The organism is Amycolatopsis sp. NPDC021455, assembly GCF_040640995.1.
GTDB lineage: Bacteria > Actinomycetota > Actinomycetes > Mycobacteriales > Pseudonocardiaceae > Amycolatopsis.
Genome location: NZ_JBFACT010000020.1, coordinates 38,522 through 61,347 on the forward strand (window position 1 = coordinate 38,522; position 22,826 = coordinate 61,347).

The window sequence follows — 22,826 nt, forward strand, 5'->3', positions numbered from 1 at the left end:
TCTGCCCCACGAAAAGGAGAAAACAATGAGTGCCGAACCGCAGCCGATCGGAAGCCAGGCCGAAGTACGGCCGTACAGCCAGGCCAGCCGCGCGGGCTACGGCCTGCTCTGGACGGCGTGGACCATCTTGCTCACCATCGGTGGGTTCGTTCTGTTCGCGCAAAGCTCGGTTTTCGCCGGGTTGATCAGCCTGGGCCTCGCCGCGCTGGCCCTCCGGTACACGTGGCGGATCTGGACCTGGCAGGCGAGGCGGCTCATCTTCTTCATCGTCTTCTGATCACTTCGCGTACGTCAGCCGGTTCTGGTACTGGGCCTCGCCGAGCACCGCAGGATTGAGAGTGACCCGATACGCGGCGGCCTCCGCCCACCAGCGCGCCGCCGCCTGCCGGTCTCCGCGGCCGGCCGCGGTGTTGCCCAGGCCCGTGAGCGCCCGTGCCCGCTCGTAATCGCTGCCCGCGTCGTCCGCCACCTCGGCCGCGCGGCGATAGCAGGACTCGGCGTCGTCCCACCGGCCGGCGCGGAAATGCACCCAGGCTTCACAGTTCACCGACATAGCCCGATCGATCGGCAGCTGAGCGAGCTCGGTCGCCTCCCGTGCGGCGGGCAGTGCCTCGGCGAACCGCTCGAGAGCCACCGAAGCGAGGGCGATTCCGCGAAGCGCGATCACCACGTTCCTCGTCCGGCCGGTCCGGCGGTAGACGCCCAGCACCGTCGTCAACTCGGTCAGGGCCCGTTCGGCTTCGCCTCGGTACAGGCGCGCCCACGCCAGGCTGGACAAGGCGTCGATCGCGCCCCGGTCGTCGCTGGCCAGCGCGAACTGCTCCTGGGCCTGTTCGTGGAGGCGGACGGCGTCGTCGACGTGGCCGGCCTCGATGCAGGCCATACCCAGGTTGTTGAGGATCATTCCCGTCGTGCTCGGGTCACCCACCGCCCGGGCGGCCTCGAGCGCGCGCTCGTGCGTCCGCATCCACGGCTCGAACAGCTTCTCGCGGAAGAAGAACGCGCGCAGGAGGAACGCGAGCTGCCAGCAGCGGTCGTACAGCCGGTGCCGGGCGGCGACGTCGACCGTGTCGGCGAGCGTCGGCCACTGCGCGGCCAGCCACGCGAGTGCGCCGTCCGCGTCCGAGAAGGCCACGGCGGCCGGGGCCGGCAGGCCGGTGACCGGCCGGAACCGATGGGGCTCGGCGAGCTCGTCCGCCGCGAGCGTCATCGCGACGAGGTGGTCGACGAGCCTGCGCACTGCTGCTTCGCGGTCGTCCGGTCCGACTTCGGGGAGGGCGTGCTTCGCCGCGAAGGTGCGGATCAGGTCGTGGAGCTCGACGTAGCCCCGTTCGTCGCGGACGACCAGGTGTGCGTCGTGCAGCCGATCCACCAGGCGGTCCGCCTCGCCGGTACCGAGACCGGCGAGTGCCTCGACGGCACCGGTTTCCGCGGCGGCCGCGGGATGGAGGGCGAGCAGCCCCAGCAGCCGCCGCTGGTCGTCGGGAAGTGCATCGTAGGAGACGGTGAAGGCGGTGGAGACGCTTCGCTCGTCGTCCTCCAGCGCGCCGAGCCGGGTGGTCTCGTCGGCCAGCCGGTCGCGCAGCTTCGCCGCCGTCCAGCCGCCTGCGACGAACCGCGCGGCCACGACGCGCACCGCGAGCGGCAGCTGCCCGCAGTACCGGACGATTTCGGTCGCCACGCCCTCGTCCTCCGGCGCGTGGTCGCCGGCGACGGACCGGAGCAGCTTCACGGCGTGGTCGAGGGGGAGGACCTCGACGGGGAAGTGCCAGGCGTCGTCGAGGGCGGGGAGCCGGCCCCGGCTGGTCACCAGGATCCGGGACGACGTCTCGCCGTCGACGATGGCCCGGATCTGTTCGACGGACCGCACGTTGTCGAGCACGAGGATCATCCGCCGGCCGCGCAGCTGGTCGCGGACCAGGTTGGCCCGGCCGTCTTCGTCGGCGGGGACCTGATCTGCCGGAACGTCCAGCAGTCGCAGCAGCCGGTGCAGGGCTTCGCCGGGCGAAAGCTCGACGGCGCCGGGGGTGTGCCCGCGCAGGTCGAAGAAGAGGCAGCCGTCCGGGAACGCGCTCGCGACCCGCCGGGCGGCGGCGACGGCCAGTACCGTCTTCCCGGCTCCCGCCATCCCGTGCACCACGCCGACGCGGGCCGCGTCCGGGCGGAGAAGCAGCGCGGAAAGTGCTTCGAGCTCGGTTTCGCGGCCGACGAAGTATCGTCCGCTGTCGGGCAGCCCGACGATGCCGCCGGCGTTCCGGCGCGCGGAGGCTGCCGATTCGACGGCGAGTGCGAGAAGTGCTCCGCCGGCGCCCAGAGCCTGGTCGCAGGCCATGGCCAGATCCCGGTTCACCCGGGCCTTGCCGTTCTCCACCTTGCTGAGGTAGCCCTTGGTGAAATGGACGGCCGCGGCCAGTCCGGTCAGTGACATGCCAACTGACGTCCGGCGACGCTTCAATTCCGCTCCAAAGTCCGGCATGGGTCGATCATCCTGTATTCGGCGAACGTGGGGAAGGGACGGCCGGCGGCCCGGGCCCGCCGGCGTGTACCTGGTCAGCCCAGCAGGGAGACCAGCTGGCCGAGCACGATGATGAGGTGCGTGTGCATCGGTTTCACCCTTTCCGGATCGCGTCGCCGACGTTTCCGTGCGGCGAGTTCCTTGGTCGCCGAAGGATTTCGACGAGCCAAGCTTGACCCGGCGATTTCCTCGATGACAGGCGTTTCCTGTTGCCTGTCAAGAGAAATCAGGGATACCGCTTTTGACCTGCGGTGTTTCCGTGAACCGGAAACACCGGGAAACAGGTGAGGCGTCGTGGTACGCGGGGAAGATGAGTAGACTTCCCGGCAACGACCAAGACGGAGGTGGCGGCTTGGCTCAGGAGGCGGCCGACGCGAAGATCAACGCTCTCTCAACGGAGCTGAAACTGCTTCGCAAGGGGCTGGGTATCCAAGCGAAGACCCTGCCCGGTGTCGTCGGCGAACGCTTGCGCGAAGTTTGCGGTGTCCACGAGGGGGACAACCCGGGGACGGTCCGCGGCAAGGTCGTCGACACCCTCCGCAGGTTGATCGAAAGGCTGCCCGAACCGCAGCAGGAAACGGCGCGGATCGTCCTGGGTTTCGGCACCGGCGCGAACGAGCGCTACACCCAGCGGCTCGAACTGCTGGGCACCGGAGCCGACCGCAACGTGCGCACGATGCAGCGCCGCGCCGACGACGTCATCTACCTGATCGCCGAGGCCGCGTACGGGGGACCGCCGCCGTTCGAAGGGGTCTCGGCCATCAGCCAGGACGGGCCCTGGCACACGTCGGCGTTGGCGGTCCGGCTGAACCTGACGGGTGCCGCCGCCGAGGTGTTCGAGACCCGGAAGGTGGTCAGCCACGTCGCCGGGCTCTCCGAGATCGACCACGCCATCTCCCTCGCCCGGCCGGCCCGCACCACCGGCCAGCCGGACCTTTCCGGACTCGGCATCGACGTCGTGGCCGGGGGCGAGGTGCACTCCGTGCGGATGGTCAGCTCCAGCCGGGTCGCGTTCAACCTGCGGCCGCCCCGGCCGCTCGACGCGGGCGACCAGCACGAGTTCTTCTTCCGCATCAGGCTGGACGAACTGCCGGCCCCCTTCTACTGCTGCACGCCGGAGTTCTGGTGTGAGCGGTTCGACCTCAACATCCGGTTCGATCGGCGGGAACCGCCGCTGCGCATCTGGCGCATCGACGGTGACCTCTCCAAGGACGCCGAGGACCCGCTTCCGGCCCGCAAGCCGCTCTTCCTGGACAACGCCGGTGAAGTGCACACCCGTTTCCACGGCCTCCGGCCCGCGAGGTCCTACGGCGTGGGCTGGCAGCCGGCCTCCTGAGCCGCTGGTCCGGCCCGGAGCGAGCCGGCTGTTCGCTGTGCGCGCCATTCTCTCCCCCGCCCGCGATCGCCTTCTCCCACGATGCCGTATCCGGGCGGGGTGAAGGTCGCCGAAAACAAGACAAAAGCGCGACAGTCCGGAACGCGGGGTCCGCGCGGCGCTTTTCTTTTCCCGATGCGGGTAACACCCCGAGCGGGCCCGGCGACTGCGTCCAGGTGATGCAGCCCTGTGACGTCTTCCTCAGTTTCACCTGGTCGGACATCGACGAGGTGCTCAAGCTCGAGCGGGCGCTGCAGGCCGCCGGTCTGCGGGTCTTCCGGGACAGCGAGGGAATCCGGGAATTCGAGGGCATCACCGAGGGCCTCGACGCGGCGCTGGCCTCGTCGACCGTGCTCCTCGCCTACTACTCGCGCAGGTTCCCGACCCGGTACGCCTGTCAGTGGGAGCTGACTTCCGCGTTCCTCGCGGCCCAGGCCGCCGGCGATCCCCGGCGGCGGGTGCTCGTGGTCAACCCCGAGGCCGACGGGAACCACATCGCTCCCGTGGAACTGCAGGACGCGGCGTACTTCGGCCGCCCTCGTGACGAGCGGGACCGCTTCCGCATCGCCGGCCGGGTCGCCGAAATGGTCCGGGCGGCCGGCACGCCGCTGGGTGCGGTTCGCAGCGCCGCACCGATGCTGCCGCGGCTGCTGCGGCCGCGGCGGTTCGTCGGCCGTTACCAGGAACTCTGGCGGATCCACAGCGCCCTGCACTCCCGCGAGCTGCCGCCCGCCACGCCCCGGACGTCCTCGGCACTCGCCGTGGTCCGGGGCCTCGCCGGGCTCGGCAAGACCAGCCTCGCCGAGCAGTACGCGTTTCTCTTCCGCGACGCGTTCCCCGGCGGCGTGCGGTGGATCGGGCTGTTCGGGCAGGATGACGCGGCCGGCGCGGCCGTGCGGTTCCACGCGGGTCTGCGGACGATCGCCGCCGAACTCGGCGTCGACGTCGCAGGCTTGCCGCCGGACGAAGTGCGGGCGGGTGTCGCGCGCCGGATCGAAGCCGACCGGCGGTCGCAGCTGTGGATCATCGACGACGTTCCGTCGGAACTGCCCGCCGAGGTGCTCGACGAGTTCGTGATGCCGACGTCGTTCGTCCGGACGGTCCTCACGACGAGGAGCGGGAACCCGCAATGGCCGGCGCCGGTCGTGGAGCTGACTGGCCTGACCGAGGACGAAGGTTCGGCGCTGTACACCGAAATCACCGGGTCCGACGACCCCGTCGAGCTTTCCGCCGTGCGCCGGCTCGTCGAGCGGTGCGGTGGGCATCCGATCGTCTTGACGAGCGTGGTCACCGCCCTGCGCGACGGCCGCGGCGCGATCGACGAGACCGGTTTCGCCGATGTCCTCGACTCTGTGAAGGGCGATGCCGTCGACGTCCTGGCGCGGGCTGTCGGCGAGTGCTCGTCGACCGCGCGGCGGATCCTGCGGATCGCGGCGGCGATCTCCCGGGCCCCCGTGCCGCCGGACCTCGTCCGGCGTGTTCTGCCGGGTGAACCGGTCGCCGACGCGGTGGCCGAGCTCGCCCGGCGTGCGCTGCTGATCCACCTCGGCACGGAGTGGGACGTGCACGCCCTGGTCCGCGACGCGGCCGGCCTTGACGACGACCTCACGCGCAGGACCGCTTCGGCCGTGCTCGAACTGCCGGGGGACACCCGCCACCTCCACGCGCACGCCGCGGCGCTCGCCGTCCACGAGTGCGTCCCCGCGCACCAGCGAGCCCGGTTGCTGCGATCGGGGCTGGACTGGTTCCGGGAGCAGGGAGAAGTCGTCGCCGCGCGGGCCGTGGCGAAGCGGATCTTGACCGCGGAGGGGGCGACGGCCGCCGACCGGGTCGCCGCGGCCGCGGCGCTGGCCGATTCGGGCGACTTCGCCGAGGCGGCCGAGGTGTGCCGTCCACTCGTGTCGGAGGGGAGCCCGGAGGACGCCTTCCGAGCCCGGCTGACGTGTGTGCGCGCGCTCGACCAGCTGGGCCGGTACGCGGATGCGGACTCCCTGTGGCCCGGCCACGTCCCGGAACCGTTGCCGGAGCGGGAAAAGATCGAGGCCCGGGTGTTCATGGCGGTCGCCAGGCGGATGCGCGGGCGGTTCCGGGACGCAATCGGCCTCCTCGAGGGCACCGACGACCCGCGGGCCCGGCTCGAACTGGCTCGCCTGAAGATCATCACCGGTGACCTCAAGGCGGCGCGCACGATCGCCGACGCCGTCATCCGCGCGCACGACACTCCCGACCACGAGCGGCACCCGCTGCGGCTGGAGGCGATCGGCGTGTACGCCGAAGCGGAAATGTCCGTGGATTTCACCGAGTTCACGACGCGCGACGAGGGCTGGGACGCGCTGGAGGTGCGCCTGCGGTCGGCCCGTGACAGCTTGGCCGGGCTCCTCGGGAACGACAGCCCGCTGACCTTGGCGGCCGGCGTCCGGTGCGCCCGCACATCGGTGACGCGAGGCCGGCCGAGACGCGCACTGCGCGAATTTTCGGAGCTCGAACCCCGGGTCCGGCGGGTTTTCCGCGAACACCACCCGCTGTACCACTGGCTGCGTTACTCGAGCGCGCAGGCGTACGCCCAGCTCAACCAGTACGAGGACGTCGCCGGCATTTTGCGGCCGTTGCTGGAAAAGCAGCGGGAGTCGATCGGTCCCTACCACCCCGACACCATGCGAACCCAGCTCGACCTGGGCATCTCCCTCGCCCTGTGCGGGGACAAGGAGGCCGCGGTGCCGTTGGTCGTGGAGGCGGATCGCCGGATCGGCGAGTCACTCGGGTGGCGTGCCGAGCTTCGGAACCGCGCCTGGATCACGAGAGCCCTGCTGAACCTCCCGGTGGTCGTCTGGCGGTTCTTTCCCTACGTCGACGCCCTTTTCGGGAAGAAGAAACCCGAAGAGGACTGATTCTGTCGCGTTTTTGTCTTCTTTCGGCCGTGAATGTCACGGTATCAATTCGGTGTGTAACACGGCCCATTGTCGAGTTGATTCCCATGGGCGTCGGCAATCGAAATTCAGCGCGGAGGTCTGGGCATGGAGAAGCCGTTGGGCAGCCGGTACCGGCTGGGTGACCTGCTGGGCAAGGGCGCGATGGGACGGGTCTTCGCCGGCTCCGACGAGCAGGGGAAGGCCTACGCGTTCAAGCTGCTCCGCGACGAGCTGGTCGAGGACCCGGAACTGGTGGCGCGGTTCCTGCAGGAGCGGTCCATCCTGGTGGGGCTGCGGCACCCGAACCTCGTCGGCGTGCACGACCTCGTCGTCGAGGGCGAAACCGTGGCCATCGTGATGGACCTGGTCAGCGGTGGGGACCTCCGCGCACTCCTGACCGAGAAGCAGACGCTGTTGCCGACCGAAGTCGCCCGCATCGGAGCCGGGGTGGCGTCGGCGCTCGCGGCCGTGCACCAGGCGGGTGTGGTGCACCGCGACGTCAAACCGGAGAACGTCCTGATGGACGGGACCGTGCCGCGCCTGACCGACTTCGGCATCTCGCGCCTCGCGACCGCGACCGATCTGGGGCGCCGGTCGCTGCTGGCCGGCACGCCCCAGTACCTCGCCCCCGAACTCGGCAAGGGCCTCGACGCGACACCCGCGTCGGACCTGTATTCGCTCGGCATCCTGCTTTACGAGCTGTGCTGCGGCGTCACCCCGTTCGCCGGGCAGTCGACGTTCTCGGTGATCCGGCTGCACGAAAGCGCGATGCCCGGCCGCCCCGCCGGCGTGCCCGACCAGCTGTGGGACGTGCTCACCTGGCTGATGGCGAAGCGACCGGCGGACCGGCCGGAATCGGCGCAGCAGGTCGCGACGATCTTGGACGCGCTGGTGCTGGAGCTGATCAACCAGCCGCTCGTCCTCCCGCTCACCACGCCACCGCCCCCGGTACCCCTGAACGAAACGGGCCTGGGCACGGAAACCGTCTTCGGCATGCCCGCGCCCCCGCCGCCCATGCCCCTCACGACCGCACCGCAGACCATGCCGCCCGGAGGGAACATGCCCCCACGCAAACGTCGCCAAGGCCGGATCGTGCTCGTCCTGGTCGCCGTTGTCGTTCTGCTGGCAGGCGGATGGCTCGTCCTCCGCCCCGCTTCGGGCAACTCGGCAGCCCCGCAGCCGACCACGGCCCACCCGACCGTCACGCAGACCGTCGAGTCCACAAGCGACTCGCCGACGGCGACGACGACGGCGACGCCCACCGTGATGCCCAACGTGATCGGCAAGAAGCTCGCCGACGCCCAGGATGCGCTGCCGGGCCTCCAGCCGACCATCGAGGACAAGATCGACGCGACCGCATCCGACGGCACGGTCATCGCCCAGGATCCGGCGGCCGGGGCGGCGATCGGCGGCCCGGTGAAGCTGACGGTGGCCCGCCAGGCCCAGCTGGTCTACCTCGACTCGATGAAGCCGTCGACCGGCGACTGGAGCAACAGCGTCCAGAACGCCAACATCGCCGGCAAGAACTACCTGCACGCACTGGGCAACGAGGTGCGGGCCGAGACGACCACCCAGGGGATCGAGTACACCATCTCCAAGGGGTTCCGCCGGTTCACCGCGACCGCCGGCATCGACGACAACGCGAGCGATTCCTCGCTGAAGATGCAGCTCGAAATCTTCGCCGACGGCCGGCAGATCTTCAACAAGCCGGTGGTCTACGGAACGCCGACGCCGATCGATCTCGACGTGAGTGGTGTGCTGAGGCTGAGGATCCAGTACGAAGGCGTTTCCGGACGTTCGTGCTGCTACTCGAGCTACCTCGTCCTCGGCACCGCCGAACTGCTCGGCCTCCCCGGCGAGGTGCCGACGTCCCCGACCACGACCAGCTGACCGGCGTGTGGATCGGCAACCGCGTCCGGATCACCATCGGCCGGGCTTCGGACAACGACATCGTGCTGGCGGACCTGCAGGTCTCCCGCCGCCACGCGCGGCTGGAACGCGTCGGTGGGGCGTGGCGGCTGACCGACCTGGGCAGCCGGAACCCGACGCTGGTCAACGGCATCCCGGTCGCCGGGCGGTCGCCGCTCGCCGATGGTGATCGGATCACGGTCGGGGCCACCGATCTCCGGGTCGACGGGGACAACCTCGTCACGACCGGCGGGGAACGCACCCGCCTCGTGGCCGACGACGTCGGCTTCGCCGTCGGGGACAAGCAGCTGTTGTCGGGGATTTCGCTCGACCTGCGTCCCGGGCAGCTGGTCGCGGTCGTCGGTCCCTCGGGGGCGGGGAAGTCGACGCTGCTCAAGGTGCTGTCCGGCGAGGTCGCGCCCACCACCGGGCGCATCACCTACGACGGCTACGACATGCACCGGCAGCGTTCGGCGGTGGCCCGCCGGGTCGGGGTCGTGCCACAGGACGACGTCGTCCACCGGCGGCTGACCGCCCGCAGCGCCCTGACCTACGCGGCCAAGCTGCGGCTGCCCGACGACACCGGTGGGGCGGCGCGCCGGCGGCGGGTGGCGGAAACGCTGGCCGAGGTCGGGCTCACCGACCACGCGGGCACCCCCATCCACCGGCTGTCGGGCGGTCAGCGCAAACGCGTTTCGATCGCGCTCGAACTGCTGACCGCGCCGTCGCTGCTGATGCTCGACGAGCCGACGTCGGGCCTGGACCCGGCGCTGGACAAGCAGATCATGAGCCGGTTGCGGGAACTCGCCGACGCGGGTCGCACGGTCGTGGTGGTCACCCACAACGTCACCAACCTCGACGGCTGCGACCGCGTGCTGCTGCTGGCCCCCGGCGGCGTGCCGGTGTTCAACGGACGGCCCGCGGAGCTGAGGGCCCGGTTCGGCACCGCCGACTGGGCGGACATCTTCCACCGGGTGGTCTCGGGGACCGCGCCACCGCACCAGCCGTCCCCGGTCAGCCCGGCGCCCCCGCCGGAGGCGGCCGCCGAGCCGCCGCCGGTGCACGCCGGGCTGGCGCACCAGGTCGGCACACTGGGCTCCCGGCACCTGCGGCTCATCCTCGCCGATCCCGGGTATGCCCTGTTCCTCCTGCTCGTCCCGGTCGTCCTGGCCGTGCTCGCCCTGGCTGTGCCCGGCCACGAAGGACTGCGGCGATCAGCGCCCGAGCACCCGACGGAAGCCGCGCAGATGCTCGTGCTCGTCTTCGTCGGCGCGGCGTTCATGGGCGCCGCCGCGTCGGCGCGGGAGGCCATCGCCGAGCGGGCGATCTTCCTGCGGGAACGGGCCGTCGGTCTGCGGCCCGGTGCGTACGCGCTGGCGAAAGCCGGCGTGTTCACCGTCGTCGCGGCTGTCCAGGCCGCGGTGCTCGTCGGTGTCGTGACGACGGTCAAACCCGGGCCGGTCTCCGCTGTGCTGCTGCCGCGCCCGGTTGCCGAGCTCTGGATCGCCGTCTGGCTGACAGCACTGGCGTCCTGCCTGCTCAGCCTGCTCGGTTCGGCGTTGGTGCGCTCGACCGAGCAGACGACACCCGTGCTCGTCGTGACGGTGATGGCCCAGCTGGTGCTGTGCGGCGGGATGGTCCCGGTCGCCGGGCGGCCGGTCCTGGCCCAGCTGTCCTGGCTGGCGCCGGCGCGGTGGGGCTACGCCGCCGGTGCATCCACAGTGGATCTTCACCAGGTCGGACCGCCGGATCGCCTGTGGACGCACGACTGGCCGTGGTGGGCGGGCTCGACCGCGGCGTTGCTGCTCGCGGCGGCGGCCTGCACGGCGCTGTTCGCGATCCGGGCGCGGAGGCTCCGCCGCACCTGAGTCGGACGGGCTGATCGGGGCGGTGCGTGTCATCATCGGGCATGGTCACCAGCGAACCCGAGCTCAACAGCGGGATCCTGCCCGGCAACGTGCGCGCCGACGACTGGGTCATGTTCGTCCTCGCCGTGGGGTCGGCCGGGTTGCTGGGGTTCATGGTGCTCAGTCCGCCGGCGCGGGATGCCGGTCTGGTGATCTTCACCGTGGACGCCGCTATCTGTGGGGTGTTCTTCCTCGAGTTCCTGTGGCGGTGGCGGAAACGGCGGTGGGCCAAGAAGTTCCTCGTGCGCAACTGGTACGAGCTGTTCGCGATGATCCCCGTCGCGCACCCGGCGATGGTGGGGCACAAGTTCGTCACCGTCGTGCTGCTGCTCGTGCGGATCGGCCGGGCCGCGGACCGGGCCGTGGGCGAGCAGTTCACCTACCGGCTCGTCGACAAGCTGTCCGATCCGATCGTCAAGGCGATCAAGAAGCCGATCACCGTCGCGGTGCTCGACGAGGTCGTCAAGGTGCTGGAAACGGGCAACTACCCGGAAAACCTGGCCAAGTCACTCGGTACCCACAAGGACGAGCTCCGCACGATCATCGCCGAGAAGATCGCCGCGGACCCGCAGCTCGGGAAGCTGAAGCGGTTGCCGTTCCACGACGAGATCGTGCGCACGGTCGTCGACACGTCGTTCCGCGTGCTGCTCGAAGTGCTCCTCGACCCGCGGATCGACGACTTCTTCTCCGCCGTCGTCCGTGAGAACCGCGAGCAGATCCGGCTGGCGGTGCAGCTCGGGCTCAACGAGATCGACGACGAGGACCAGGAAAAGGTCCTGCCGGTGCGCACCCAGCGCTCGGCCGCGCACGAGTACGACCGGCTGCACCCGCGGTCACGGCCGTAGCCGCACGTACTCGCCGAGCCGGGCGGCCGCGTCGAGCATCGCCAGACCGCGTTCGGTGAGCCGCCGCTGCCAGGTTTCGAGCGCCTGGACCAGGGACTCGGTGCCACCCGCGGTCCGGACCTGCTCGACGACCGTCGCGATCTGGCCCAGCGGATAACCCCCGCGACGCAGCAGGTGCGCCAGCTCCGCGTCGCGGACGTCGGCCGCGCGGAAGACGCGGTATCCGGTCGTCCGATCGCGCCCGGGCATCAGGATTCCCGCGCGTTCCCAAGCCCGTACGGTCGCCGCCGTCACGCCGAGGCGGTGCGCGAGTTCGCCGATCGACCAGTCGGTCGCGGCCCGCTCGGGGGCCGGCCCGGTTGTCAGGTGGCCGATCGCCGTGCGGACCGTGTTGAGGGTTTCGCGGTCGCGGGACAGCTGGGCGTGGCCGCGGTCGACGAGCGTCAGCGCGCGGTCGAGGTCGTCGTCGTGGACGGCGTTCATGATGCCGCCGGCCGTCGCGTGCCCGTACGCCGTCACCAGGGCGAGGAACGCACGCAGGGCACTCGCGTGAGTTTCGGTGTAAACCCGGTAGCCGGAGGCGGTGCGTTCGGCGGGCGGGAGGAAGCCGTCGCGCTCGTAGTTGCGGACCGCCTGCGTGGAGATGCCGTGCTCACGGGCGAGGTCAGCAGGTCTCAACGGAGTATTCAAGGATACGATTCAACCACATGGACATCACCGACTTCACCGCCGAGCTGCTCGGGCTCGGCGAGCCCACGCACTTCGAACCGGCTTTCGGGCGCATCCGCAACGAGCTGTTCGCGCGGCTGGCCGGGCACGGCTTCCGGGCGATCGCGCTGGAGACCGATCGCGTCGCCGCGCTCGACGGCGGGTTCTCGCACAACTTCGGCGAGGTGGACGCGAACCGGCAGCTGATCGCCTGGCTGCGTGAGTACAACGAGAACGCCGGCGAACCGCTGACCTTCCACGGCTTCGACGCCCCGACCGAGATGTTCAGCGCCCCCAGCCCGCGCACCTACCTCGAACACGCCCGCGATTACCTGGGCCTCGACGCCGACATCGCGGCCCTGACCGGCGACGACGAACGGTGGAGCCGGTCCGAGGCGATCTTCGATCCGGCCCAGTCGCCCGGCGCCACGGCCGAGGCCCGCGAGCTGCGTGTCATCGCGGACGATCTGCTCGCCGCGCTGCTCGCCCGAGCGCCGCGGCTGGACGCCGCTTGGTGGCGGGCCAAGGTGCACGCCATGGCCGGTCGTGGCCTGCTGCGCTACCACGCGGCTTCGGCCGAACCCGGCGACCGCGACACGAGGATCTCCCGCCTCGCGGGCATGCGTGCGGTGCTCATGGCCGAGAACCTCCTGGACATCCACCGCTCGCAGCCCGGCCGGATCCTGGTGTTCGGGCACAACGGCCACCTGCAACGCTCGGGGTCCGGCGCCGGCGCGATCGTCGCGTCGCTGCTCGGCGACCGGTACGCCTTCGTCGTCGGCAGCCTCGGCCACAGCGACGCGATCGGCCTCGGCGAACCGGAGCCGGACACCTACGAAGGCGTGCTGCAGCAAGGTACGAAGACCTGGCGGCTGGCCGGCGTCCCGGCCGGCCGCAAGCGCACCGACACCAAGCCCGAACGCGGCTACTTCGGCCTCGACCGGAACGTCCTCGACGGCGCCGCCGCGGTGTGGCACGTCGCCTGAAGCACGACGGCCCCCGCACCGGGCCGGGTGCGGGGGCCGCCGCGATCAGGGGTAGCTGACCACGTTCACCGGGACTGTGCCCGAAGGTGTGGTGCCACCGGTGTCGTTGATGACGTGCGTGATCGTGCCGCGGTAGTTCAGCGACACCGTCAGCAGGCTGTGGAACCGGACGCCGCTGGTGTTCGGCACCTCGAACGCGTGGTAGCTCGACACCGCCGGGTTCGTGTCGAAGAAGCAGTAGCTCCCGAGGCCCCACGCTTCGTGGGCCGTCACGTTCGCTCCCACCTTGTAGGCGGCATACCCCGCGACACCCGAAGGCGCGTTCCACGACGCCTGGTTCGGCACGTCGTAGGGCATCTCGTTCTGGAAGAAGATCGTCTTCCCGTTCTGGCCGTTCCAGATCACCTGGTACTTCTGGTAGTGCTCGACGAACAGGCCGGTGGCCAGCACGTTCGCGCCGTTTACCAGCAGGCCCGTGTCGGCCGTGTTGGTGGTCCAGCCGACCGTTCCGCTGTTGCCGTGGTCGGCGCGCCAGGCCCAGATGTGGTCGATGATCGTGTCGTTGCTGTTGACGACCAGGCTGTTCGTCGCCTTCCCGGCGAGCTGGCCGCCGATGCGGAAGAAGACGTCCTGGACCGTCGTCGGGTTCGCGGTGTGCGACGCCGACGAGCCGGACTGGCCGACCGTGAGCAACGCCTGCGAGTTCGTCGTGCCGGCGTCGAAGAGCAGGCCCTTGAGCCGGACACCATCCACATCGGACACCTGCATAGCGTTGACGCCGTTGTCGGGCACCAGCGTCGGGTAGCCGATGCCGAGGACCGTCGTGTTCGCCCGCGTCACGTTGAGCGTCTGGTTCAGGTGGTAGATGCCCGGCGTGAAGAACAGGTTGCAGCCCGCGGCGAGCGCGTTGTTGATCGACGCGGCCGTGTCACCCGCCTTCACGACGTAGAACTGGCTCATCGGCGCGGACGTGCCCGGCGTGCTGCCGCTCGCCCAGCTCGGCCCGGACGCATTGGCGCGCAAGGAAGGCAGGAAGACGCGGTACTTGCCGGTGCCGTCGACGTAGAGGTAGGGCACGTCCCGCGAGACCGGTGTCGTGGCCAGCGTGGTCTCCGGCGGGTTCGGGAACGTGTTCGCCGGCGCGCCGCTGGTGCCGGAGAAGACCATGTTCCACACGCCGCCGTTCCAGCTGCCCAGCGAGGAGTCGCGGGTGTACCACTGCTGCTGCGACACCGACGCGGCCTGGCCGGACACCTTCGTGTCGGCGATGTAGCCGCCGCTGGCGTAGCCGTAGCTCGCCGGGTACAGCTGCAGCCCGCCGCGGATGTCCATCCGGCGGAACGGCGCGGCCTGCGCCACCGCCCACCGGTCGCTGCCGCTGGAGGGGTTGACCGCCATGTTCTCCGCCGACCGCCAGAAGTTCTGCAGCGCGACGCCGTTGTCGGACGGGTTGAACGCGTCCACGGTGATGTCACCGTTGATCACCACGCCGCCGGGGTTCTGGCCGAGGCCGGCGACCGACGTGTAGAACCCGACGTTGTCGTGCACGTTGTAGGTGCCCGGCTTGAACAGGTGGGCGACGCGCCGCTCGGCGAACTGCGCGGTCAGCGTGTCCTTCTGGTTGTTGAAGTCGGTGTCCAGCTGGGCCTGGATCGCAGCCGCGGACATGCCCGGGTCGAAGATGCGCACGTTCGGCCCGAAGTCCGGGGTGTCGGACTGCGTCGGGCAGCCCGCCTGGGTGCCGATGGTGTAGCTCGCGCTCGAAACCGCGGAGTTCGCCGACCCGGACTTCAGCGCGATCGCGTTGACCGTGCGGGACGTCGGGACGTTGATCGGTCCATTGTAGAGCGTCGAGGACGCGGTCGGCGTCGATCCGTCCACTGTGTACCGGATGGTCGCGCCGGCGGTGGCGGTGCTGATGGTGACCGTCTGCGCGCTCGCGTAGGTGCCGCCGGGCGGGCTGAACGTCGGCGCGGCGACCGTCCCCGTGCCGCCGCCGACGGTGTAGCTGAAGTGCGGGGTGTCGTACTGCGGACCGTTCTTTTCGTAGGTGAACCAGTAGTCGAGCACGTTTCCGCTGCTCACGCCGTTGACGATCGTGCGCCAGGTGCCGGAGCCGTTGGTCATCCGGACGTTCTGCTGGCCCAGGCTCGGCACGCCGGTGTAGTGGACGTCGACGTACAGCGCCGGGGTCGTCGGCGTGAAGTCGATCTGCACCTGCGTCGCGCTCGGCTGGCCGGCGCTCTGGGTGTAGTCGTCCGCGGCGAGCGCGGCCGGGGCACTGAGCCCCGCCGCCAGCAGCAGCGCGGACGTGACGAGCGCGAACCTCGGGCCGCGTCGTCGAAGCTTGTCGATGGTCCGGTTCACGCCGTGACACCTCCGCCGTTGGGGATCCACGAGCATTTGTTGCGAGTCACAACAAAGTAGCTCCCGCTCAGTGGCGATCAAGTCACGTTTGCATAACATTCGTCTGGACCAATCACGCGAGCGGGTGAGGGAGTTCGTGACCTTTGGTCCTGTTTGCCATCCGGTGGGCGAATGACTGAACCGAGAAACATCCTTCCGTCGGGTGACCACGAACGAGTGACATGCGACGATGCCGTGCCACACCTCGTCCCCTACCGAGGAGTAGGCCAATGGCGCCCCCACGGCTGTTCCGGTCCCTCGTAGTCCTCTCCCTGATCGCGGCCCCGCTGACGGTGGCCACCTCGACCGCCGAAGCCACACCGCTACAGAGCGGCGGTGTCGTGAACTTCGGCTGCGCCACCACCGGCAAGTTCCACTGCCTCGGCAAGGCGATCCGCTCGCCCAAGGGCAACGGCCCGCTGCTCGTCTCGACTCCGGTCGGGTACGGGCCGGCCGAGATCCAGGCCGCGTACAACCTCGGCGGGCTGCACGCCAACGGCCGCACGGTGGCCATTGTGGACGCTCAGGACGCGCCGACCGCCGAGGCGGACCTGGCGAAGTTCCGTTCGGCGCGCGGGCTTTCGCCGTGCACGACGGCCAACGGCTGCTTCAAGAAGGTGAACCAGAACGGCGCGGCCAGCCCGCTGCCCGCACCCGACTACGGCTGGGCGATGGAGATCAGCCTCGACCTCGACGCGGTGTCGGCGACCTGCCCGGACTGCCACATCCTGCTGGTGGAAGCCAACTCCCCGGACACCGACCCGCTGATGACGGCGGTCGACACGGCCGCGGCGACGCCGGGCGTGGTGGCGATCTCCAACAGCTACGGCGGCAACGAGGACTCGACGATCCTCGCCGCGGACGCGCACCTCAACCACCCGGGCATCGCCGTCACGGCTTCCTCGGGCGACTCCGGTTACGGCGTCAGCTGGCCGGCCTCCTCGCCGTACGTCACGGCGGTGGGCGGCACGACGCTGAACAAGGCGGCCGGAACCACGCGCGGCTGGTCGGAGACGGCGTGGAAGGGCAGCGGCAGCGGGTGTTCGACGCTGGAGGCCAAGCCTTCCTGGCAGCACGACACCGGGTGTGCGAAGCGCACGGTCGCCGACGTCTCGGCCGTCGCGGACCCGGCCACCGGTCTCGGCGTCTACGACACGTACAACAGCTGCGGCAGCTCGTCCTGGTGCGACTTCCTGCTGTCGCTGGGCCTCGCCCAGGGCGCCGACGGCTGGGTCCAGGTCGGCGGCACGAGCCTGTCTTCGCCGGTGATCGCGAGCGTGTACGCGCTGGCGGGCAACTCGGTCACGTCGGGTTCGTACCCGTACGCGCACACCAGCGGGCTCTACGACGTGACGTCCGGATCGAACGGCAGCTGCGGCGGGACGTACCTCTGCACGGCGGGCGCGGGCTACGACGGGCCGACCGGCCTGGGCACGCCGCACGGCACCTCAGGGTTCTGACCTCGCCTCTCGCCAAAAGCCGTGAAGGCCTCCTTACCGGCGCTAAGAGCCGGTAAGGAGGCCTTCACGGCCTTGGGGTGGAGCGGAAGGGGGCGCCGAGGGCTGTGGTCAGGTCGGGGGCAATGCGCGTGAGCAGGTCGCCGAAGACGCAGACCGTCTCCTCCCACGGGTGCCCGAACGTGCCCAGGCGGAGGTCGCCGGTCAGGTGGATGTAGTAGTCCCCGTCCGGGAAGACGGCGCCGGGCCAACGTGGCCCGGCGCCGTCGACCCGTGCCGGGTCGAAGCGGTAACCCGCGTGGTGCCAGTCGAGCCAGTACAGCTCTTCGCCGGGCTCGACGCACGCTCGCAGTCCCGTGTGGACGATCTCGGTCAGCGCGTCCAGCTGGGCGTCGTCGAGGTCGCCGACGTGCCAGGTCGCCGAGCCCGCGGGTTCGGTGATCCCGGGGTACACCCTCGTGTCCGGCCGGAAGGCGAACCGCTCCTCGAAGCGCGCCCAGATGTCGTCGTGCTCCGGCTCGGAGAACAGCGTCCGAACAGGACGGCTCCGGGCGGGTTCGCCGGGTGACGGCAGGTGGTACCGGGTGACCGTGGTGAGCGCGCGCATCCCGGCCGCTTCGAAGGCGGCACGCAGGTCACTGGTGGCTTCGGCGAGGAAGTACCGCACGTGCGGGCGCCGCGACCAGGCGGGACGCTCCGGGCTGCGCCAGTCGTGAGTGGCCAGCGCGGCGGCCAAGCCGGGGTCGGTGACACCGCCGAGGACCATGAACTCGCCGGCCGCCTCGGCCCAGGCGGCCCGGTCGCCGTCGAGGATCACCTCGCTCGACTGACTCAGGTGAGCCGCGTCGGCGAGGAACTCGGCGTACGGCCGGCGGTGCGGACCGGACGCGGCGGCCAGCTCGGCGACGCGCTGGTGCCACGGCCAGTGGTGACCGACCCCGGGCAGCTCCGTGCGATCCGTCCCGATCGGACAGACGAGCACCGCGCGTTCCGGCTCAGGTGTGAAGCCCGCAGCGCGCAGGCTTTCGGCGAGTCCGGCGTCGGTGCCGTACACCGGCCACACGATCGGCTCGTTCCGGCGCGCGAACGCCTCGACCTGGCGGGCGACGAGCGTGTCGAGGTCACCGGCGGGCAGCGGCCCGTGACCGGCTTCGCCGTGCGTGCCGTAGTGGGTCCGGACGACCGGACCGTCCCGCTCGACCACCGCGCCTTCCGGCGGCAGCGCGGGTACCGCGCCACGCAGCCGGTCCAATGCTTCCTGCATGACGTCGATCCTCCCCGGAAGGGTGACGTTCGCGCAGCGCGTTTTCGCGGGTCCCCGCGCGGGGTAAGGATGTGTCCATGGTGGACACCGAAGTCCTGCCGCGGACGGATCCGCGGGCGCTCGACGTCGTCACCCCGCTCGGGGCCGTGCGGTTCGCCGTGCGCGTCGGTGGCTGGGACGTCCCCGCGAGACCGGAGCTGACCTGGGGGCTGGCCTCCGGCGCCCGCCTGTGCCGGTGGCGGCACCCGTTCGTGCGGCTCGACGTGGTGGCCGGGCCGACCGTGCCGCGGCTGCCCGGCGGCTACCCGGTCGTCGCGCGGGAGGTCACCGTCTTCCGGGTGCTGGCCAGGGAATCCGTCGACGACTTCGTCGTCCGCGCCGAACTGGCGGGCGCGCCGGAAGACGGCAGCCGGTGGGAAAGCGCCTTCAGCGCCGAGACCGCCGACGCCGTGGTGAGCGTCGGCGGTCCGAGCGCCGAGATGCTGCGGCGGTGCTCGCGAGCCGGGCAGCACGTGCCGCCGTACTGGTCCCGGCTGCTCGGCGGCGACGCCGTCGAGCGGGTCGGGGGCCGGCTCACCTGGCGGCTGCCCCGCGTCGAGCGCGGTGACTACGCCGACGTGTGGGTCTCGGTCGCGTGGAGCGAGCCGAGCGAGCACCCGGGCACGGCCGTCGCCATCGACATCGATCCGGCCCGGGTGCTGCGCGAGCTAACCCAGTGAAATCCGATCCAGATCCGGGGCGCCGCTCCGGTCGTTGCCGATCCGGATCGTATTGGCGCCCGCGTTCAGCGTCACCGGGACCGAAGTGGTGTACGGCGTGTTGTTCCCGACGCCGCTGACCTTGACCTCGGTGGGCGCGCCGCCGTTCACCGACACGAAGTACGAGCGGTCGCCGTTGACCGTGAAGTCGAGGTACAGCGTGTACTGGCCCGCCGCGCCGGCCGTGACGTCCGGGAACGTGACCGCCGCGCCGGCGCTGCCCCCGATGTTGCGCACCTTCTGCCCGCCCGAGCAGGGCGAACAGCTCGTGACGCCGGCGTCGCCGATGTCGTTCGCCGAGTCCTCCGCCTCCCGCATGAACACCCGGTCCGCGGGGCGCGGTTTCACCTGCACCGGCTTGCTCACCGACTTGGCCCGCCCGAGCGTCGTGAAGGACGCCGTCACCGGGATGGCCGCGGCCTGGGCGGCCGGGGCCGTCACCGTCCACGACCCGCTCAGCACCTGGCCGAGCCGCAGGTTCGCCGCGGTCACCGGGGCGCCCTCGAGCGTCCAGCCCGCCGGGACGACCGGCGCCAGCGACACCTGGTCGACCGGGTCGTCGACGTCCAGCCGCAGCGACGCGGTGATCTTCAGCGACTGCTGACCCGGCGAGACCCACTGCACGCCGGCGGGTTGCACGGTCAACGTCGTCCTCGGCGTGTACGACTCCGGTGGCAGTGGCGCCACCGCGATCCGGTCGAGGTCGGCGGTTCCGGAGACCTTGATGGTGTTGGCCCCGGCGGTCAGCGGCGCGGCGATCGCCCCCGGAGCGCTGACCGTGATCGGCGCCGCGCCGTTGATGCTCACCGAAAGCGTGCCGGGACCCGTCGTGTCCAGCTGCAGCCGGGACGGACCCGTGGCCTGGACGTCCCGGAAGACGACCGCGCCGCGGTCGAGGCCGGTCACCGCGTTCGTGCCCGAGCACGCCTCGCACCACACCGGCGTCGCCTTGCCCTCGAAGCCGTTGCGCCACGACTCCGCTTCCAGGGGCACCTCGCCGCGCGGGTCGGGGTAGCCGTAGGCGACGTCGATCTCGTCGAGCGCGAGCTGCCGGTAGAACGGCTTGGCCTGCGGGCCGGACCACGTGTTCAGCACCTCGAGCTTCAGGTACCGCGCGTGCACCTCGCCGACGTCGATGAACTGCACGCCGCGGGCGCTGGGCAGGGCGCCGGTGCGCACTGTGCGCCAGTTCTTCCCGTCGTCACTGGCGTCGACGCGGTAGTCCTTGATGCGGGCGGAATCCTCGGCGCGGCCGAACGACTCGCGCGCGTACGTCGGCGACGACTCGCGCTCGTGCACCGCCAGGTAGGCCGTCGACCGCTTCCGGCCCAGGTCCAGCGTGACGGACACCGGCAGCTGACCGCCCGCGTCCCAGTAGTTCAGGTAGCTGCCGTCGACGAGGTTCGCCGCCGAGGACCCGTTCGATGACGCGGTCGCCTTGATGGTGCTCTTGTCGTAGAAGTACTGCTGACCGGCGGTGTCCACTTTGAACACCGTGTCGTAGTCGTCCCAGCTCGTGATGTCCAGGATGGACAGATAACCGCCGGACTGCGCGAACCGCATCGGCTTCCCGGTGCGCAGGTCGGACACGCCGGTGACGCGGTAGCCGTTGTCGCGCAGGCGGACCAGGTTCGTCGACGGCCGCGTGACGACGTGCACGTACTGCGTCCGCGCGCCGGGCTTCACGGTGATCACGCCGTGTGCGCCGTCGTTCCAGAAGCCGGGCTGCAGGCCGCCGTACAGGTAGCCGCCGCCTTCGGTGCCCTGCAGCGACTCCTTGATCGGCTGGGTCCAGGACGCCATGAAGTTGTTGAACGCCTCCTGCTGCGGCGGGAACTTCCCGTTCAGCATGGCGGTTTCGGCCATCAGCGACTTGATCGACGAGCCCGCGTTCGTGATGTAGCGGCCGGTGGAGAGCCGGAAGTCGACGGCCTGGTCGCCGCCGCTGTACCACCAGTCGCCGTTGGTCGGCAGCTTGTAGTCGGCCTCGGTGAGCCGCGGCATCGGCGTGTAGACCGCCTGCGGGTAGTCGTAGGACGGCGTCATGCCGGTCTTCTGCTCGTTGCTGACCGTGTCCATGATCGGCGTGTCTTCGTTGTTGTTGCTCAGCAACCAGGACGGCCGCTTCTCGCGGATGTGCTCGTAGAGCCCGTGCTGCTCCCAGTACTCGTTGTCGTTGTCGATCCAGAACCCGGCGAGGTCGCTGTAGCGGTCCATGACCTCGTCGAACAGGTCGTAGCTGTACTCGCCGAAGCCCGGCCGGGTGGTCAGGTCGACCGGCTTGCCCTTGTACGCCGAGTAGGCGGCCGAGTCGAGGGATTCGTGGCCGGTTTCGTTGTGCCACTGGGGGTCGTCGGTCATGTACAGCATCACGCGGACGCCCTTGGCCCGGCCCGTGGCGATCAGTTCGCCGAGGAAGTCGCGCTGCGTCGCGCAGCTGCCGGGGATCTTCGACGGCCACGGCCGCGCGTACCCCAGCCGGCTGTGGAAGGTGGTGAGGACGACGTAGGACGCGCCCAGCTTCTTCGCCTCGTCGATCCAGTAGTCCGGCGTCCAGCCGCCGTCGGTGACGTCGCGCTCCCAGGCGGCGCAGTCGGTGTGCCGTGGCGCGGTGAACATGCCCCAGTGCAGGAACAACCCGGCGGTCGAGGCCCGCAGCCAGTCCTGGCGCGGGTGGTAGAGCTCGGCGTTCGCGGGGCTGACCAGGCTCGCCACCAGCGCGACGGCGGCGGCGAGGCAGGCAAGCAGTCGGATTCTCAAAGGACCTCCTCGTCCGGAGAGATCCGATGATTTATTCGTCATATCTCATACGTCAAGGGGAGATACCGCTCATCGGCACACAGTCGTCCGATCTGTCACAACTTCCGGTCGCGAGACGTCAAGGTGGTGACGAAAGGACGAACCGTGAACGCCGACCTTCTGGCCCGCAGCTTCGAGACCCACCGAGACCACCTCAGGTCCGTCGCCTACCGCATGCTGGGCTCGCTGAGCGAAGCCGAGGACGCCGTGCAGGAATCCTGGCTGCGGCTGAGCCGGAGCGACACGGTGGCCGTCGAAAACCTGGCCGGGTGGCTGACGACGGTCGTCGGGCGGGTCTGCCTCGACATGCTGCGGTCGCGCAAGGCCCGGCGCGAAGAGCCGTGGGAGGCGCTGGTGCCCGACCCGATCATCAGCCGCGAGGACGACGGCCCCGAGCACGAGGCGCTGATGGCGGACTCGGTCGGTCTCGCGCTGCTGGTCGTGCTCGACACGCTGACCCCGGCCGAGCGACTGGCGTTCGTGCTGCGGGACATGTTCGCGATGCCGTTCGACGAGATCGCGTCGATCGTCGGCCGCTCCGAGGCCGCGACGCGGCAGCTGGCGAGCCGCGCCCGGCGGCGGGTGCAGGGCGCGCCGGTCGCGCCGGACCCGGACCTCGCCCGTCAGCGCGAAGTCGTCGACGCCTTCTTGGCGGCCGCCCGCGGTGGCGACTTCGACGCGCTGGTTTCGGTCCTCGACCCGGAGGTCGTGCTGCGCGCCGACCGCGGCGCGGCCCAGGGCGGCTCCTCCGAGGTCCGCGGCGCGGCGGCGGTGGCGAACCAGGCGCTGACGTTCTCGCGGCTCGGCGCCGGCGGCGGCGTGGTGCACCGCGCGCTGGTCAACGGCGCGGCGGGCGTGGTCGCCACGCGCGAGGGCCGCCCGTTCTCGGTGCTCGGGTTCACGGTGGCGGGCGGCCGGATCGTCGAGATCGACATCCTCGCCGACCCCGAGCGCCTCAGCCGGCTGGACCTGGCGGTGCTGGACTGACT

Annotated in this window: 15 protein-coding genes; 10 read left to right on the plus strand and 5 right to left on the minus strand. The window is 70.6% G+C overall.

From position 1 onward, the window contains the following. Positions 1 to 25 precede the first annotated feature (25 nt). A complete protein-coding gene (locus AB0G28_RS22855; RefSeq protein ID WP_361092175.1) occupies positions 26 to 277 on the plus strand; it encodes a hypothetical protein in 252 nt (83 codons plus the stop codon). Here AB0G28_RS22855 and AB0G28_RS22860 read toward each other — a convergent pair whose 3' ends face one another. After that, the gene (locus tag AB0G28_RS22860; RefSeq protein ID WP_361092178.1) at positions 278 to 2,476 is read right to left on the minus strand and encodes an NB-ARC domain-containing protein; all 2,199 of its coding nucleotides are present in this window, start codon (positions 2,474 to 2,476) and stop codon (positions 278 to 280) included. Positions 2,477 to 2,867: 391 nt separating this feature from the next. On the opposite strand from AB0G28_RS22860, the gene AB0G28_RS22865 reads away from it, so the two are divergent. The 5 genes from AB0G28_RS22865 to AB0G28_RS22885 all read left to right on the plus strand — a co-directional run bounded on the left by AB0G28_RS22865 (position 2,868) and on the right by AB0G28_RS22885 (position 11,459). Then, on the plus strand, positions 2,868 to 3,851 hold the full coding sequence (locus AB0G28_RS22865; protein ID WP_361092181.1) for a hypothetical protein: 984 nt from the start codon (positions 2,868 to 2,870) through the stop codon (positions 3,849 to 3,851). Between the two features lie 218 nt (positions 3,852 to 4,069). Beyond that, entirely contained in the window at positions 4,070 to 6,778 is a 2,709-nt protein-coding gene (locus tag AB0G28_RS22870; protein WP_361092184.1) for a TIR domain-containing protein, read from the plus strand. A gap of 126 nt (positions 6,779 to 6,904) precedes the next feature. After that, on the plus strand, positions 6,905 to 8,689 hold the full coding sequence (locus AB0G28_RS22875; protein WP_361092188.1) for a protein kinase: 1,785 nt from the start codon (positions 6,905 to 6,907) through the stop codon (positions 8,687 to 8,689). Between the two features lie 5 nt (positions 8,690 to 8,694). Further along, positions 8,695 to 10,575 (plus strand): ATP-binding cassette domain-containing protein, encoded by a 1,881-nt coding sequence (locus tag AB0G28_RS22880; RefSeq protein WP_361092191.1) that lies wholly within the window; start codon positions 8,695 to 8,697, stop codon positions 10,573 to 10,575. Between the two features lie 41 nt (positions 10,576 to 10,616). Continuing rightward, positions 10,617 to 11,459 carry an ion transporter gene (locus AB0G28_RS22885; protein WP_361092194.1) on the plus strand — a complete coding sequence of 281 codons (843 nt, stop codon included), beginning with the start codon at positions 10,617 to 10,619 and terminating at the stop codon, positions 11,457 to 11,459. Here the strand turns inward: AB0G28_RS22885 and AB0G28_RS22890 are convergent. Then, a complete protein-coding gene (locus AB0G28_RS22890; RefSeq protein ID WP_361092197.1) occupies positions 11,448 to 12,137 on the minus strand; it encodes a TioE family transcriptional regulator in 690 nt (229 codons plus the stop codon). The two genes, AB0G28_RS22885 and AB0G28_RS22890, sit on opposite strands and share 12 nt — an antisense overlap. 29 nt (positions 12,138 to 12,166) lie before the next feature. Here AB0G28_RS22890 and AB0G28_RS22895 point away from each other — a divergent pair, with 29 nt between their 5' ends. Beyond that, on the plus strand, positions 12,167 to 13,153 hold the full coding sequence (locus AB0G28_RS22895) for an erythromycin esterase family protein (protein ID WP_361092200.1): 987 nt from the start codon (positions 12,167 to 12,169) through the stop codon (positions 13,151 to 13,153). Between the two features lie 45 nt (positions 13,154 to 13,198). On the opposite strand, the gene AB0G28_RS22900 is transcribed toward AB0G28_RS22895, so the two are convergent. Next, positions 13,199 to 15,520: a chitobiase/beta-hexosaminidase C-terminal domain-containing protein gene (locus tag AB0G28_RS22900; RefSeq protein ID WP_361092203.1), complete on the minus strand. Its 2,322-nt coding sequence runs from the start codon at positions 15,518 to 15,520 to the stop codon at positions 13,199 to 13,201. A gap of 269 nt (positions 15,521 to 15,789) precedes the next feature. Between AB0G28_RS22900 and AB0G28_RS22905 the strand changes: the two genes are divergently transcribed. Next, positions 15,790 to 17,019, plus strand: a complete 1,230-nt coding sequence (locus AB0G28_RS22905) for a S53 family peptidase (RefSeq protein WP_361092206.1) — start codon at positions 15,790 to 15,792, stop codon at positions 17,017 to 17,019. A gap of 64 nt (positions 17,020 to 17,083) precedes the next feature. Here the strand turns inward: AB0G28_RS22905 and AB0G28_RS22910 are convergent, their stop codons facing one another. Continuing rightward, positions 17,084 to 18,280 (minus strand): DUF2716 domain-containing protein, encoded by a 1,197-nt coding sequence (locus AB0G28_RS22910; protein ID WP_361092209.1) that lies wholly within the window; start codon positions 18,278 to 18,280, stop codon positions 17,084 to 17,086. A gap of 77 nt (positions 18,281 to 18,357) precedes the next feature. Between AB0G28_RS22910 and AB0G28_RS22915 the strand changes: the two genes are divergently transcribed. Next, entirely contained in the window at positions 18,358 to 18,999 is a 642-nt protein-coding gene (locus AB0G28_RS22915) for a hypothetical protein (RefSeq protein ID WP_361092212.1), read from the plus strand. Here the strand turns inward: AB0G28_RS22915 and AB0G28_RS22920 are convergent. Beyond that, positions 18,988 to 21,798 (minus strand): alpha-L-fucosidase, encoded by a 2,811-nt coding sequence (locus AB0G28_RS22920; RefSeq protein WP_361092215.1) that lies wholly within the window; start codon positions 21,796 to 21,798, stop codon positions 18,988 to 18,990. The two genes, AB0G28_RS22915 and AB0G28_RS22920, sit on opposite strands and share 12 nt — an antisense overlap. Before the next feature lie 144 nt (positions 21,799 to 21,942). Between AB0G28_RS22920 and sigJ the strand changes: the two genes are divergently transcribed. Beyond that, positions 21,943 to 22,824 (plus strand): RNA polymerase sigma factor SigJ, encoded by an 882-nt coding sequence (gene sigJ, locus AB0G28_RS22925; RefSeq protein ID WP_361092218.1) that lies wholly within the window; start codon positions 21,943 to 21,945, stop codon positions 22,822 to 22,824. Positions 22,825 to 22,826 lie beyond the last annotated feature (2 nt).